Annotated in this window: 16 protein-coding genes; 10 read left to right on the top strand and 6 right to left on the bottom strand. The window is 69.2% G+C overall.

Annotated elements, in window-relative coordinates:
- The first annotated feature begins 78 nt into the window (after nucleotides 1-78).
- Both ACLBWX_RS03880 and ACLBWX_RS03885 read left to right on the top strand, forming a co-directional pair.
- Entirely contained in the window at nucleotides 79-303 is a 225-nt protein-coding gene (locus tag ACLBWX_RS03880) for a putative signal transducing protein (protein ID WP_447675747.1), read from the top strand.
- Nucleotides 296-1,066, top strand: coding sequence for a tRNA1(Val) (adenine(37)-N6)-methyltransferase (locus tag ACLBWX_RS03885; RefSeq protein ID WP_447675748.1), 771 nt, complete (start codon nucleotides 296-298; stop codon nucleotides 1,064-1,066). The genes ACLBWX_RS03880 and ACLBWX_RS03885 overlap by 8 nt, the downstream gene beginning before the upstream one ends.
- A gap of 10 nt (nucleotides 1,067-1,076) precedes the next feature.
- Here ACLBWX_RS03885 and ACLBWX_RS03890 read toward each other — a convergent pair whose 3' ends face one another.
- A complete protein-coding gene (locus tag ACLBWX_RS03890; RefSeq protein ID WP_447675749.1) occupies nucleotides 1,077-1,367 on the bottom strand; it encodes a hypothetical protein in 291 nt (96 codons plus the stop codon).
- A 192-nt stretch (nucleotides 1,368-1,559) separates the two neighbouring features.
- Between ACLBWX_RS03890 and ACLBWX_RS03895 the strand changes: the two genes are divergently transcribed.
- Nucleotides 1,560-2,414 (top strand): S49 family peptidase, encoded by an 855-nt coding sequence (locus ACLBWX_RS03895; protein WP_447675750.1) that lies wholly within the window; start codon nucleotides 1,560-1,562, stop codon nucleotides 2,412-2,414.
- A 4-nt stretch (nucleotides 2,415-2,418) separates the two neighbouring features.
- Here ACLBWX_RS03895 and ACLBWX_RS03900 read toward each other — a convergent pair whose 3' ends face one another.
- Nucleotides 2,419-2,658 (bottom strand): hypothetical protein, encoded by a 240-nt coding sequence (locus tag ACLBWX_RS03900; RefSeq protein WP_447675751.1) that lies wholly within the window; start codon nucleotides 2,656-2,658, stop codon nucleotides 2,419-2,421.
- Between the two features lie 212 nt (nucleotides 2,659-2,870).
- Between ACLBWX_RS03900 and ACLBWX_RS03905 the strand changes: the two genes are divergently transcribed.
- Both ACLBWX_RS03905 and glyS read left to right on the top strand, forming a co-directional pair.
- On the top strand, nucleotides 2,871-3,800 hold the full coding sequence (locus tag ACLBWX_RS03905; RefSeq protein ID WP_447675752.1) for a glycine--tRNA ligase subunit alpha: 930 nt from the start codon (nucleotides 2,871-2,873) through the stop codon (nucleotides 3,798-3,800).
- Between the two features lie 61 nt (nucleotides 3,801-3,861).
- Nucleotides 3,862-5,994: a glycine--tRNA ligase subunit beta gene (gene glyS / locus ACLBWX_RS03910; protein WP_447675753.1), complete on the top strand. Its 2,133-nt coding sequence runs from the start codon at nucleotides 3,862-3,864 to the stop codon at nucleotides 5,992-5,994.
- Nucleotides 5,995-6,012: 18 nt separating this feature from the next.
- Here the strand turns inward: glyS and ACLBWX_RS03915 are convergent, their stop codons facing one another.
- Nucleotides 6,013-6,444: a winged helix-turn-helix transcriptional regulator gene (locus ACLBWX_RS03915; protein WP_447675754.1), complete on the bottom strand. Its 432-nt coding sequence runs from the start codon at nucleotides 6,442-6,444 to the stop codon at nucleotides 6,013-6,015.
- 107 nt (nucleotides 6,445-6,551) lie between these two features.
- On the opposite strand from ACLBWX_RS03915, the gene ACLBWX_RS03920 reads away from it, so the two are divergent.
- Together ACLBWX_RS03920 and ACLBWX_RS03925 are read left to right on the top strand one after the other, a co-directional pair.
- Nucleotides 6,552-7,430: an SDR family oxidoreductase gene (locus ACLBWX_RS03920; RefSeq protein ID WP_447675755.1), complete on the top strand. Its 879-nt coding sequence runs from the start codon at nucleotides 6,552-6,554 to the stop codon at nucleotides 7,428-7,430.
- A gap of 141 nt (nucleotides 7,431-7,571) precedes the next feature.
- Nucleotides 7,572-7,811: a hypothetical protein gene (locus tag ACLBWX_RS03925; protein WP_056475593.1), complete on the top strand. Its 240-nt coding sequence runs from the start codon at nucleotides 7,572-7,574 to the stop codon at nucleotides 7,809-7,811.
- Nucleotides 7,812-7,878: 67 nt separating this feature from the next.
- Here ACLBWX_RS03925 and ACLBWX_RS03930 read toward each other — a convergent pair whose 3' ends face one another.
- Entirely contained in the window at nucleotides 7,879-8,373 is a 495-nt protein-coding gene (locus tag ACLBWX_RS03930; RefSeq protein WP_447675756.1) for an N-acetyltransferase family protein, read from the bottom strand.
- Nucleotides 8,370-9,944, bottom strand: a complete 1,575-nt coding sequence (locus ACLBWX_RS03935; protein ID WP_447675757.1) for a glucan biosynthesis protein G — start codon at nucleotides 9,942-9,944, stop codon at nucleotides 8,370-8,372. Before ACLBWX_RS03935 ends, ACLBWX_RS03930 begins: the two co-directional genes overlap by 4 nt.
- 674 nt (nucleotides 9,945-10,618) lie before the next feature.
- Here ACLBWX_RS03935 and ACLBWX_RS03940 point away from each other — a divergent pair.
- Together ACLBWX_RS03940 and ACLBWX_RS03945 are read left to right on the top strand one after the other, a co-directional pair.
- Complete coding sequence (locus ACLBWX_RS03940; protein WP_447675758.1) at nucleotides 10,619-11,785, top strand: type III PLP-dependent enzyme; 1,167 nt, start codon at nucleotides 10,619-10,621, stop codon at nucleotides 11,783-11,785.
- A gap of 150 nt (nucleotides 11,786-11,935) precedes the next feature.
- The gene (locus ACLBWX_RS03945; protein WP_447675759.1) at nucleotides 11,936-12,508 is read left to right on the top strand and encodes a GNAT family N-acetyltransferase; all 573 of its coding nucleotides are present in this window, start codon (nucleotides 11,936-11,938) and stop codon (nucleotides 12,506-12,508) included.
- 24 nt (nucleotides 12,509-12,532) lie between these two features.
- Here ACLBWX_RS03945 and ACLBWX_RS03950 read toward each other — a convergent pair whose 3' ends face one another.
- Complete coding sequence (locus ACLBWX_RS03950; RefSeq protein ID WP_447675760.1) at nucleotides 12,533-12,709, bottom strand: hypothetical protein; 177 nt, start codon at nucleotides 12,707-12,709, stop codon at nucleotides 12,533-12,535.
- A gap of 332 nt (nucleotides 12,710-13,041) precedes the next feature.
- Here ACLBWX_RS03950 and ACLBWX_RS03955 point away from each other — a divergent pair.
- Nucleotides 13,042-14,479 (top strand): homospermidine synthase (locus ACLBWX_RS03955; protein WP_447675761.1); only part of this gene is annotated, 1,438 nt, incomplete at its 3' end.

A 14,479-nucleotide genomic window follows, 5' to 3' on the forward strand; every position in this document is an offset into this window, starting at 1 on the left:
CCGGTGGCGCTGCAACACGCACCATGCCGCAAGGTATACCGCGCGGCGGCACCCAGCAGGATGTCGGGGAGAGGTTGTATGACCGAACTGATTCGTAGCAACGATGTCGTCCTCATCGGCTTCGCCCAGTCGATCCTCGAGGCCGCGGCCATTCCGGCTCTGGTCGCCGACCAGCATATGAGCTTGCTGGAAGGCTCCATCGGCGCCTTTGCACGACGACTGCTGGTGCCCCACGACCAAGCGATGCAGGCCCGCCGCCTCCTCACGGATGCCGGGCTCGCTCACGAGCTGCGCGATGCCTGAAGATCTCCCGGACCTCTGGCTCGGCGGACGGCTCCGCCTGCATCAGCCCCCGCGGGGTGCGCACCGGGCCGGAACGGACGCGGTGCTGCTGGCCGGCCTGATCGCGCCCGATGTCGGCGACGTCGTCTGCGACGTCGGCGCGGCGAGCGGGGCGGTCGGTCTCGCCGTCGCGCTCCGCAGTCCAGGCTGCCGCGCGGTGCTGGTGGAACGCGAACCGGAACTCGTCGAGCTTGCCCGCCGCAACGCCGAGGAGAATGGACTCGCCGCGCGCGCGACGATCATCGCGGCGGATGTGCTGGCGCCCGGGACGCGACGGCACGCCGCCGGACTGCTCCCCGGCCTCGCCGACCTGCTTCTCACCAATCCGCCATTCTTCGAGCCGGGGCGACACAGAGCCTCGCCCATCGCGGCGAAGGCCAGCGCCCATGATCTGGCGGAGGGCGGGCTCGATGCCTGGCTGCGGGCCTGTGTCGACCTGCTGCGCCCACAGGGGCGACTCGGTCTGATCCACCGGGCCGATCACCTGCCCGCCTGCCTCGACGCCCTGACCGGCCGGTTCGGTGCGGTGGCGGTCCGGCCCGTCCATGCCCGGCGCGACCAGCCGGCGATCCGCATCCTCGTCAGCGCGGTGAAGGGAAGCCGGGCGCCGTTCCGTATCCTTCCGCCCGTGATCCTGCACGACGAGACCGGTGAATTCACGCCCGACGTCGCGGCCCTCAACGAGGGCCGCGGCTGGATCGGCGCGGCGGCGGATCCAACGTGAAGGGCAGTCCTCAGTAGAAAGTCCGCACCCGATAGGGACGATGCCAGCCATGGTGACGATGGCCCCAGCCGTGGTGGCGGCGCCAGTGGTGACGATGGTGCCAATGGTGGCGATGATGCCAATGGCGCCGGTGATGCCAGTGGCGCCGATGACCGTGCCAGCGCGCCTGCGCCACCAGCGGCGCCTGCGCTCCGGCCTCGATCCCAGCCACAGGCAGCGGCGCAGCGTTCGCCGTCGCTCCGAAGCCAATCGCACCGGCCAGCGTCCCCAACGCGAGGACCATCCAATGCATCACGCGCATGGTCGTATCTCCCTTGCTGCTGCGTGGGCCGTCCGCGACGCCCATCCACCGCCGAGGTTCGGCGGCGTGAGGCGACAACGACGACGCTGGCAAAATGGTTCGTCCCGCCCCACCTGAGCGCTCGGAACGGCCGGTCCGGTCGCCTCCGGCCGGCGCGTGACGCCGTTCCTCTCCAGCCCGGGTCGCGACAGCATGCCATTTTCCCTGCCAGGTTCCCTGCGCGCGCTGCTGCCACGGCGCTGGCGCCGGGAAGTCCCGCGCGTCGCCGTCCTGCGCCTCAGCGGGGCGATCGGCGCGGTGTCGCCGTTCCGGGCGGGACTTTCGATCGGAGGCCTGGCAAGCAGCCTGGAGCGGGCCTTCTCGACTCCCGGCATCGTCGCGGTGGCGCTGGTCATCAACTCGCCCGGCGGCGCGCCTGCGCAATCGCACCTGATCCACCGGCGCATTCGCGCCCTGGCGGGCGAAAAGAATCTCCCGGTCCTCGCCTTCGTGGAGGATGTGGCGGCCTCGGGCGGATACATGATCGCCTGTGCGGCCGACGAGATCATCGCGGACCCGATGTCCCTCGTCGGCTCGATCGGGGTCGTATCGGCGGGATTCGGCTTCGATCGGCTGATCGAGCGCATCGGGATCGACCGCCGCGTCCATACCCAGGGCGAGGCGAAGGGAATGCTCGACCCGTTCCGGCCGGAAGACCCTGCCGACGTGGCGCGCCTCAAGGCGATCCAGGCCGACGTGCAGACCCTGTTCACGGCCCTCGTCGGCTCGCGTCGTCCGAAGCTCGCGGAGAACGGCGAAGATCTCTTCACCGGGGCTGTCTGGACCGGCCAGCAGGCGCTGCCGCTCGGGCTCGTCGACGCGCTGGGCGACGCGCGCTCGACCCTGCGCGCCCGCTACGGCGAGAAGGTCGACCTCGTCTTCATCGCGGAGAAGAAGGGCTCACTCGTCGCGCGCCTGTTGCGGCGCTCGGCGCCGGGCAGCAGCGTCGCGGGCGAAGTCATGGCGGCGATCGAGGATCGCGCCGCCTTCGCCCGCTACGGCTTGTAGGATCTCAGCGCTTGCAGGTCTCGGTGCCGTAGCCGGCATAGACCACTCGGACCTTGCGGGTGCAGGTCTCGGCCACAGGAGGCGCGGCCACCGCCGCGACCTCGATCGGCGTCACGGCGGCGGGCATCGTCACCGCGTCCGAATACTCCGCGGTGGCGAGAGCGTTCGACGCCGAGATCACCATCGGGGTGGCGACCAGCGATGCGGCGACGATGGCGGCGAAGACTGTGAAAGAGGAGCGCATGACGCAACGATCCAAATTGTCGATCGCCCTTGAGGGCGACGAGAACCCCTTGATTGCCTGATAAACTTGGCAGCAAGCGAGACCGTTCCACGGCGATGACGAATCGTGGCGGAATTGTGTGTCCCAGCGCACGTGCGTCGGGCCGCGCCCTCGCTTGACACGCGGGAGCCGCCTCTTAAACGCTGGCCGCCCACCCACGGACCGGAATTTCCATGTCGAGCGCCGTCGATCTCGCGCCCAAAACCTCGTTCCAGGGCCTGATCCTGACCCTGCAGCGCTTCTGGGCGGCGCAGGGCTGCGTGATCCTTCAGCCCTATGACATGGAGGTCGGCGCCGGCACCTTCCATCCGGCCACCACCCTGCGGGCGCTCGGCCCGAAGCCCTGGAAGGCCGCGTACGTCCAGCCCTCCAGACGCCCGAAGGACGGACGCTACGGCGAGAATCCGAACCGGCTCCAGCACTATTACCAGTTCCAGGTGATCCTGAAGCCGAACCCGCCCAACCTTCAGGAACTCTACCTCGCTTCGCTCGATGCCATCGGCGTCGACCTCAAGTTGCACGACATCCGATTCGTCGAGGACGACTGGGAAAGCCCGACCCTGGGCGCCTGGGGCCTCGGCTGGGAATGCTGGTGCGACGGCATGGAGGTCAGCCAGTTCACCTACTTTCAGCAGGTCGCCGGATTCGAGTGCGCCCCCGTCGCGGGCGAGCTCACCTATGGCCTGGAGCGGCTGGCCATGTACGTCCAGGGCGTCGAGAACGTCTACGACCTGAACTTCAACGGCGGCACCGGCGAGGAGCGTGTCTCCTACGGCAACGTCTTTCTGCAGTCCGAGCAGGAATATTCCCGCCACAACTTCGAGGCCGCCGACACCGCGATGCTGTTCCGCCAGTTCACCGACGCGGAAAAGGCCTGCCGGACCTATCTCGACGCCGGTGCGCCGGAGGACGAGACTGGCCGGCACCGGATGGCCCAGCCGGCCTACGACCAGTGCATCAAGGCGAGCCACGTCTTCAACCTGCTCGACGCCCGCGGCGTGATCTCGGTGACCGAGCGCCAGAGCTATATCCTGCGGGTGCGTGAACTCGCGAAGGCCTGCGGGGCGGCGTACCTGCGGACGGCGGGGGGCGGGGCGGCCTGATCCCTGCCGCCGACCGCGCCCCGCTACCCCGAACATCTTCATCTGGACGCCGCCTGATCCCATGCCCGACCTCCTCCTCGAACTTCGCTCCGAAGAGATCCCCGCCCGCATGCAGCGGCGCGCGGCCAACGATCTGAAGAAGCTCGTCACCGATGCCCTGGTGGAGCGCGGCTTCCTCTACGAGGGTGCCAAGGCCTTCGCGACGCCGCGCCGCCTGACCCTCCACGTGGCCGGGCTGCCGCCGCGCGGGAAGGACGTGCGCGAGGAGCGCAAGGGTCCCCGCGTCGGCGCGCCCGAAGGTGCGGTCCAGGGCTTCCTGAAGAGCGCCGGGCTCGCGAGCCTCGACGAGGCGACCATCGTGACGGACCCCAAAAAGGGTGCGTTCTACGTGGCGGTGATCGAGCGCCCTGGCCGCGAGACCCTCGACGTGCTCGCCGAGATCCTGCCGCAGATCATCCGCAGTTTCCCGTGGCCGAAATCGATGCGCTGGGGCAAGGCCTCGGCGCAGCCGGGCGCCTTGCGCTGGGTGCGCCCGCTGCAATCCATCGTCGCCACCTTCGGCCCTGAGACCGAGACGCCCGACGTGGTGCCCTTCGCGGTCGACGGCATCGCGGCCGGCACCACCACCTACGGGCACCGCTTCCTCGCGCCCGAGGCCATCGAGGTCCGCCGCTTCGACGATTACGTCCAGGCTCTGGAGCGGGCGAAGGTCGTGCTCGACGTGGAGCGGCGCAAGGACATCATCCTGCACGATGCCCGCGACCTCGCCTTCGCGCGGGGCCTCGAGCTCGTGGAGGATGAGGGCCTGCTGGAGGAGGTCGCCGGCCTCGTCGAGTGGCCGGTGGTGCTGATGGGCTCCTTCGACGAAACCTTCCTCGACATCCCGGCCGAGGCGATCCGCGCCACCATCCGGGCCAACCAGAAGTGCTTCGTCCTGCGTGCGCCCGGCACCGAAACCCTGGCGCCCGCCTTCATCCTGATCTCGAATCTCGTCGCCAGCGACGGGGGACTGGCGATCACCGCCGGCAACGAGCGCGTGGTGCGGGCACGCCTGTCGGACGCCAAGTTCTTCTGGGAGACCGACAAGGCGATCCGCCTGGAGGACCGGCTGCCGAAGCTCGACAGCATCGTGTTCCACGAGAAGCTGGGTACGCAGGGCGCGCGGGTGCTGCGCATCGCGGCCCTGGCCCGCGAGCTCGCGCCCCTCGTCGGTGCCGACCCGGACGAGGCCGAGCGGGCGGCGATGCTGGCCAAAACCGACCTTGTGACCGAGATGGTCGGCGAGTTTCCCGAACTCCAAGGCTTGATGGGGCGCAAATACGCAGCGCTGCAGGGCGAGACGCAGAGCGTCGCCGCGGCGGTCGAGGACCATTACAAGCCGGTCGGCCCCTCCGACCGGGTGCCCAACGATCCCGTCGCGGTAGCCGTGGCGCTCGCCGACAAGTTCGACACCCTCGTGGGGTTCTGGTCCATCGACGAGAAGCCGACGGGCAGCAAGGACCCTTACGCCCTGCGCCGCGCAGCGCTTGGGGTGATCCGCCTGCTGATCGAGAACACCGTCAAGCTGTCGCTGCTTCGCGACGGCTATCAGGCCGCCGCCGACGGCCATGCAAACTACGGCGGCACGGCGAACGCCGAGGGGAGCGCCAGGGACGCGGACGCTGCGAGCCTCCTCGCCTTCTTCGCCGACCGCCTGAAGGTCTACCTGCGCGACAAGGGCGCCCGCCACGACCTCATCGACGCCGTCTTCGCCCTACCCGGCCAGGACGATCTGCTGATGGCGGTCCGCCGCGTCGAGGCGCTGGGCACGTTCCTCGAGACCGACGACGGCAAGAATCTGCTTGCCGGCTACAAGCGTGCCGCCAACATCCTACGCATCGAGGAGAAGAAGGACGGCCGCGCCTACGATGCGGCGCCGGATGCGGCTCTGGCCGCGCGCGGCGAGCCCGAGGAGCGCGCCCTCGCCGAGGCTCTGGCGGCGGCGCGCCAGACCGCATCGGCGGCGGTGGCGGCGGAGGACTTCGCCGGTGCCATGCAGGCGCTTTCGACGCTGCGCGCGCCGGTGGACGCATTCTTCGAACGGGTGACGGTGAACGCCGACGACCCGGCATTGCGGCAGAACCGCCTCGCCCTGCTCAACGCCCTTCGGGCCGCGACCCGGGAGGTCGCCGACTTCTCCCGCATCGAGGGTTGACCGGCGGCGCATCGGGGCTCATGCCTCCGCCAGGAACCGCGTCCGGGCGGCGTGGATCGCCGGGTGGTTGCGTTCGGCCCAGGCGACCAGCGCCGCCAAGGGAACGAGCAACGACCCGCCCAGCGGCGTGAGGCTGTACTCCACGCTCGGTGGGCTCGTCGGGTAGACGCGGCGCGTCACCAGGCCATCGCGCTCCAGGTCTCGCAGGGATTGCGTCAGCATCCGCTTCGAGATGTCGGGGATCGCCCGATGGATCGCCCCGAACCGGCGGGTGCCGCCGGCCAGAACGGCGATGATCAGCGTGGTCCACTTGTCCCCGAGGTGAGCCAGCACGTCCCGGACCGGGCAACGGTGCGGATCGAGTCCGAGGCCCTGCCAAACCGCGAACCGCTCGGCGAGGCCGGTCTCGGCCGGGAGAGGCGCGGCGTCGGACACGACGGATTCGGGCATGGCGGGTTCCCTCCGGGTAACCTGGAATCGAAAAACTGCCGTCTTACCGGGCATTCCGGTCTCTTTTACAGACCTCGTGTCGATTCAGAACCACACGAGGCCGAGACATGTCCGAGACCACGTCCCCGACGCTCTTCGTCACCGGCGCGAGCGGGCGGCTCGGGCGCCTCGTCGTCACGGCGCTCCGTCGACGGGCGCCGGCAGTGCGGATCGTAGCCGGGGTTCGCAACACCGAGGCACCGGCGGCGCAGGGTCTGCGCGCTGAAGGGGTCGAGGTGCGCTCCACCGACTACGCGGGTCCCGAGATCCTGGCGAAGGCCTTCGCAGGCATCGACCGATTGCTGCTGATCTCCTCCAGCGAGGTCGGCCAGCGCGTGTCCCAGCATCGCAACGTCGTCGAGGCGGCCACCCGAGCCGGCGTCGCGTTCATCGCCTATACGAGCCTGCTGCATGCGGACACCTCGCCCCTCGGCCTCGCCGAGGAGCATCGCGCCACGGAGGCGATCCTGGCGCAATCCGGCATGCCGACAGTGATCCTGCGCAACGGCTGGTATACCGAGAACTACACGGCTTTCCTTCCGCAGGCCCTCGCCCACGGGGTCATGCTCGGTAGCGCCGGCGCGGGCCGAATCGCCAGTGCGGCGCGCGCCGATTATGCGGAGGCTGCAGCAGCCGTGCTGACCGCCGGCACGCCGGCCGGGCGCATCTACGAATTGGCGGGGGACGAGGCCTACACCCTCGCCGACCTCGTGAGCGAAGCCGCCCACATCTCCGGCCGGCCCGTTCGCTATCAGGACCTGCCGCCCGCGGAATACCGGGCGGCGCTCGTCGGCGCGGGACTTCCGGACGAAGTCGCGAGCCTCCTGGCGGATTCGGATGCAGGTGCCGCCCGCGGTGCCCTGTTCGATGACGGCCATGACCTTCGCACCCTGATCGGCCGGTCGACGACTCCCCTGGCGACCGTCATCGCCGATGCCCTCCAGTGAGGTCTTCGCGGAGCTGGTGCAGCATTTCGTGTAGCTGAAGGCTCGGGCGCAAAAGGATCCGGAAGTTTCGAACAGGACGACGCGGAACGGTTTCGCTCGGGTCGCCGTTGGGGCTGCAGATTTTCTCGAAGGGAGATGTTCATGCGCAACCCCATCATCGCCGCCTTGACCCTGGCAACGCTGTTCGGCGCCTCGGCCGTGCAGGCCGAGACCACGGTCATCCGCCGCGATGCGCCCGACACCGTCGTCGTCGACCGTCCGTCCACCGAGAGCCGCACGGTCGAGCGCCGCGAGTCCAGCGACGGTTGCTCCTCGAAGACGGTGACCAAGGAGAACGAGCTCGGCGACCGCAAGACGGTGACCAAGGAGAGCTGCGACTGAACCAGCCATCCGATTTCGGAGGCCTGCAACGCCCGCGCCGGTCCTGCCGGCGCGGGCTCTTCGTTTGTCAAAGGGTCTTCACGTAGCGCCATGCTTCCATCCCGTCCTCATAGTAGTCCGGGATGACGGCGAAGCGCGTGTAGCCCCGCCGTTCGTAAAGACGGATGCCGGCGCCGTTATCGGCACGGACCTCGAGCCGCAGGCGGATGCAGCCATGCGCCCGCGCGTCAGCTTCGGCCGCATCGAGGACCAGGCTGCCGAGGCCGAGCCCGGACCGGGCCGGCGACACGGCGATGGAGGAGAGACGCGCATTGCGACTGCCGCGTCGGCGCTCCAGGGTCGCCGAGCCGACGAGGGTCGCCTGCCCCACCTCGCCGGGGGTGATCGCCACGAGAAGCGACATGCTCGGGGAGCGGATCGCGTGGCGGATCGCCCGCCGCTCGGCCCGGTCGCCCACGAAGGCGGCGTGTTCGAGGGCCACGAGCGCGTCGAGATCGGCCGGGGTCGCGGGCCGTATTTCCACCAGTGGCGCGGAAGCCTGCTTGGCCGAGGGCGCGCTCACTGCGCGGTCCAGGGATAGACCCAGGTCTCGGAGAGGGCGCGCCCGGACGCACGTAGGAAGAGCCGCAGATCGGCCGACTGGCCCGACGCCTCCAGCGTCACGTCGAGGGCGGCGCGGATGCCCTTGATATGTGGGTTCGGCACCACCGACGTCGCGGTGATGCGGCCGGCCGAGCTGCTGGCCACGACCTCCACCCGGCTTGGGTCGCTGAGGTAGTAGTCGAGCTCGCCGCCGGTGAAATCCACGAGGAAGCGCCGGGTCAGGCCGCCCTTGGCCTCCTCGGACTTGGCGGTGCCGCTCGCCACCGGGGCGACGCTGAAGGTGTTGACCACGCGTCCGCCTGGATGCAGCGCAGCGGCGCCCACGGCGCGGACCCGATAGGACAGGGTCACGGGCGTGCCGGCCGGATAGGCGCTCGCCGGCCGCCAGCAGGCGACGATGTTGTCGTTGGTCTCCGTGTCGGTCGGAAGCTCCATCAGCATCACCGCGCCGTCGCCCCAGGCGCCGTCCGGCTCGACGAAATAGCCCGGGCGGCGGTCGTAGGACGCCTCGAGATCCTGGTAGGTCCCGAAATGCCGGTCGCGCTGCATGAGGCCGAAGCCTTTGGGGTCGCGATCGGCGAAGGACGAGATGCGGCGGTCGCGCGGGTTGTGCAGGGGCCGCCACAACCACTCGCCGCTACCCGCTGCCATCTGGAGCCCATCGGAATCGTGCAGCTCCGGCCTGTAGTCGTCGGCGTGCCGGCGGTCGTTCTCGCCGATGAAGAACATCGAGGTCAGGGGCGCGAGGCCCACCGTCGCGAGGTCGATCCGCGGGATCAGGGTCGCCCGCACCGCCACGCCGGTCTCGTCGCCCGGCGTCACCGTGAACTGGTAGGCGCCGGTGAGCGAGGGGCCGTCGAGAAGCGCGTGGATCACCAGGGCGCCGTCAGCCTTCTCCGGCACGCCGACCCAGAACTCGCGGAAGATCGGAAACTCTTCCGGTCCGCTCTGGCCCTCGACATTGACGGCGATGCCCCGGGCCGAGAGCCCGTAGAGCTGATCGCGTCCGAGGAAGCGATAGTAGCTGGCCCCGAGGAACACGATCAGTTCATCGAGCAGGTTCGGCTTGTTCAGCGGCGCGTGGACGCGCAGGCCGGCGAAGCCGAGATCGACCGGCAGCGCCTTGTCGAGCTTCGTGCGTCCCATGTCGTAGAGGCTCGACTGATAGGCGATCGGCGTCGCCACCCCGCCGCGCACGAGGTTCACCGTCACCGGGCGCGTGTAGAGGAAGCCGAGATGGAAGAGCTGGAGCCGGAACGGGCTCCCCTCCCCGAGGAAGGCCTTGTCCGGCTTGAAGCGGATATCGCGCCAGGCGTCGTAATCGAGTTTGGCGATCGGGGCGGGCAGCGCCGGAACGCGTGGGTCGTAGGCGACCTTCGCGAGATCCTGCGCCCGGCGCTCCACATCGGCGAAGCCGAAGGGCGTGTCCGGCCGGCCGTCGCGGCGCTGGGCACGGGCGTCGGCCGTGGCCGCCAGCAGTGTCGTGGCGGCGAGCCCCTGGACGATACGGCGCCGGTTGGGTTCTGACATCGTCCTGCGTTCCGGTGCGGCTGCGGGGAAAACCGTGCGCTTGATGACCCGTCCGCACCGGCTTGGGAAGGCCCCATCGCGGGCGCGGGCGCCGAGTCCGCGGCCTTTCTGCAACAGGCCGGGCTGCGCGCCGGAAATCGAACCGAAAATCGCGGTTTTCCCTTGTTGTTGGAACAGCCTGACCGTATATGCGCCTTGCCCAATTTCGCACGTGCCTGTGGCCGCGTGTCGGTTGGTGGGCATCCGGCCAACTGCCGGACAGCCGCCAGGGGTCTTAAAGGATCGATGGTCGACAGGGTGGATCCCCTCCGGCCGGCATCCAGGTGGCGACACCGGACCCCGACAACAACCGGCAGCCGGAGGCGAAACCGGCGAACCCCGCTCTCCACGGGGGACGCAGCTTAAAGCAACGACGAACGGGCTTTTTTGGTCTCGTCGGCCCTCCAAAGGCCGGCACCGAAGAGGCTTGTTTCTCTTTGCCCGGCGTGCGGTGGGGTCTCCCTTCCAATCCAAGGCAGCTTCCGGGTGATCTGCGCCCGCGTTCGACGTCGTGTCTCCAAAGCACGCCGCCCGACGCGTCGCAGCGTTCCCAGACGCCGGACGACATCCTGTCGTCCTGACATTCGACAGCGCGCCTCACGAGGGCGCTCGCGAACCTGTGGGTTGGAACGACCATGACCGATCGTATCCGCGATTTTCTGCGCGCACGCCGCGACATGGGCCAGGACGAGGGCCCGGTGATGGTGCTCGACCTCGAGGTCGTGCGCGACAATTACACGGCATTCAGTCGTGCGCTCCCCGACACCCGCGTGTTCTACGCCGTGAAGGCGAACCCGGCGCCGGAGGTGCTGCGCCTGCTCGCCGAGATGGGCTCCTGCTTCGACACGGCCTCGGTGGTCGAGGTCGAGATGGCCCTGGCCGCCGGCGCCACGGCCGACCGCGTCTCGTTCGGCAACACCATCAAGAAGGAGCGTTGCATCACCCGCGCGCTCAAGCTCGGCGTGCGCCTGTTCGCCGTCGACTGCGAGGCCGAGGTCGAGAAGATCGCCCGCGCCGCCGGGGCGGTCGGGGTCGAGGCGACCGACGTGCAGGTGTTCTGCCGCATCCTCTGCGACGGGGCCGGGGCGGAGTGGCCGCTCTCGCGCAAGTTCGGCTGCGTGCCGGAGATGGCCGTGGACGTGCTGGAGCATGCCTACCGCCAGGGCCTGACCGCCTACGGCGTCTCGTTCCACGTCGGCTCGCAACAGGGCAACACCGGCGCCTGGGACGGCGCGCTCGCCTCCGCCGCGATGATCTTCGAGGAGTGCGCCCTGCGCGGCATCAGCCTCCAGATGGTCAACCTCGGCGGTGGGTTCCCCACCAAGTACCTCAAGGCGGTGCCGGGCGTGGAATCCTACGGCGACGCAATCTTCCGCGCGCTCACCAAGCACTTCGGCAATCGCATGCCGGAAACCATCATCGAGCCGGGTCGCGGCATGGTCGGAAATGCCGGCATGATCGAGGCCGAGGTGGTGCTGGTGTCGAAGAAGTCCGACGCCGAGGACGAGGTGCGCTGGGTCTACCTCGACATCGGCAAGTTCGGTGGTCTCGCCGAGACGATGGACGAGTCGATCCGCTACGCGATCCGCACCGAGCACGACGAGGACCGGATGGCCCCCTGCGTGCTCGCCGGCCCGACTTGCGACTCGGCCGACGTGCTCTACGAGCGCGTGCCCTACCCGCTGCCCGTGTCGCTCTCGATCGGCGACAAGGTTCTGATCGAGGGTGCCGGCGCCTACACCACCACCTACGCGGCGGTTGCGTTCAACGGCTTCCCGCCCCTTCAGCAATACGTCATCTAAACCTCTTCAAGGTCATGACGCGAAGGCCGGGCGCTCTCGAGGAGGGCGCGCCCGGCGGTGGATCCTCCACATCCCCGCCCCGTGCGGTCCGGCTCGTGCCGGTCGCCGGATCGTCTCGTCGCCTGCCCAACGTTCGGGAAGGGTGCGGCCTTGGTCCAGATTCGTGATGAAGTCATCGGCGACGTCGTCGCCCGCGAGCACCTGCTCGACGCGTGCCTCGGCGAGGCCCGTCGACTGAAGACGTCCGAGCGCCTGCGCGAAGGCCGGCTCCCGGCCGAGGGACTGGCGCTCACCGCCGAGCAGGACGGCCAAGTGGTCGGCACCTGCCGCCTCTGGCACGTGGAGGCGGGTCCGCGCTGCCCGGCCCTGCTGCTCGGGCCGCTGGCCGTCGATCCGTCGATCCAGGGGCTCGGCCTCGGCTCGATCCTGATGCGGGCGGCCCTGCGCCGGGCGGAGGTTCTCGGACACGGCGCAGTGCTGCTGATGGGGGATGCGCCCTACTACGCGCGCTTCGGCTTCTTGGCGCGGCTCGCCGAGGGGCTTTTCATGCCCGGTCCGTTCGAGCGCGAGCGCTTCCTCGGCCTGGAACTGCGGCGGGGTGCCCTCGCCGGAGCGCGCGGCATCCTGCGGGCCGCGGGTGCCTGGGATCAGCCGACGCCCGTCCCGATGGTTCCCCTGGCGGCGTCCGAGGCCAGTGCGGCGTCCCGACGACGGGTCGCCTGACGGTTCGTCCGGCGCAGCCTTGAATCAGACGTTGGTATGATGGTCCGCCTTGGCGGCGAGATCGCAGCGGCGCTGGAAGGCTTCATCGTGGCGGCGGGTTACGACGCGGAACAACGATGCGGCCAAGGTGATGATGCCGGGATCGCGGTCGATAGGCTCGTCGACCGGGGCGGCGATGCGTGAGGTGATGAATGCGAGCATAGCAGAAGTCCGTGGCGTGAAGTGACGGACGCTTCCTCTCAGGGTCTCTCTTATCGTGTTCTGTTGCAGTGCAATATCGCCATCGCGGGCACGCCCTACAACGCACCCGAACGGGACGTTGCCCTGCGTGCAGGTCATGCAAAGCTTCAATCTTCCGTAAACCTTCGTCCGATGCGCAGAACGCCCGGCTCATGCCGGGAACGCCCGGCTGCGGTTGACCGATGGGGCCGCAAAGGTCACTGACCCCGTCGCTTGTTCGTCATTTCCGGCGCCTAAGGCATGCGGTCGCCGTGCGATGACCACGATACGCGTTTAAGAAGGATGTTACGCCCATGACCGAAGCCGCTCCCTCCTGGCCCGTCCACGGCCGCATCACCGGCCCCATCGTGATGATCGGCTTCGGCTCCATCGGGCGCGGCACGCTCCCGCTGATCGCGCGTCACTTCGACTACGACAAGGCCCGCTTCACGGTCGTCGAGCCCTCCGACGCGCACAGGTCCCTGGCCGACAAGCACGGCCTGCGCTTCGAGCAGGTGGCGCTGACCAAGGAGAACTATCGCGACGTGCTGACGCCGCTGCTCACGGAAGGCGGCGGCCAGGGCTTCTGCGTCAACCTCTCGGTCGACACCTCGTCTCGGGCGATCATGGAACTGTGCCGGGAACTCGGCGCCTTCTACATCGACACCGTCGCGGAGCCGTGGCCGGGCTTCTACTTCGACAAGGACAGGAGCCAGGGCGACCGCACCAACTACGCCCTGCGCCAGGACATCCTGGACGCGCGCACCGCCAGCCCCGGCGGCACCACCGCCGTGTCCTGCTGCGGCGCCAATCCCGGCATGGTCTCGTGGTTCGTCAAGCAGGCGCTCCTGAACGTCGCCGGCGATCTCGGCCTGAAGACCGCCGAGCCGAAGGATCGCGCCGGCTGGGCCGCGCTCATGCGCGCGGTCGGCGTCAAGGGCGTGCACATCGCCGAGCGCGACACCCAGCGCGCCAAGTCGGCCAAGCCGATGGGCGTGTTCGTCAACACCTGGTCGGTGGAAGGCTTCGTCTCCGAGGGCAATCAGCCGGCCGAGCTCGGTTGGGGCACCCACGAGACCTGGATGCCGGAGAACGGCCGCGAGCAGGAGAAGGGCTCGCGCTGCGCCATCTACCTGCTCCAGCCCGGCGCCGACACCCGCGTGCGCTCCTGGACCCCCACGGCCCAGTCGCAATACGCCTTCCTGGTGACCCACAACGAGGCCGTCTCGATCTCCGACTACTACACGGTGCGCGAGGGCGAGCGCGCCGCCTACCGGCCGACCTGCCACTACGCCTACCACCCCGCCAACGACGCCGTGCTCTCGCTGCACGAGATGTTCGGCAATGGCGGCAAGGTCCAGGAAAAGATCCACATCCTCGACGAGACCGAGATCGTGGACGGCATCGACGAACTCGGCGTGCTCCTCTACGGCCACGCCAAGAACGCCTACTGGTACGGCTCGCAGCTCTCCATCGAGGAGACCCGCCGCATCGCCCCCTACCAGAACGCCACCGGCCTGCAGGTGACCTCCGCCGTGCTCGCCGGCATGGTCTGGGCGCTGGAGAACCCGGAGGCCGGCATCGTCGAGGCCGACGAGATGGACTTCCGACGCTGCCTCGAAGTGCAGTCCCCGTATCTCGGCCCCGTCATCGGCGTCTACACCGACTGGACGCCGCTGACCGGCCGCCCGGGCCTGTTCCCCGAGGACATCGACACCAGCGACCCATGGCAGTTCCGCAACGTCCTCGTGC

This window comes from Methylobacterium sp. M6A4_1b, assembly GCF_053345175.1.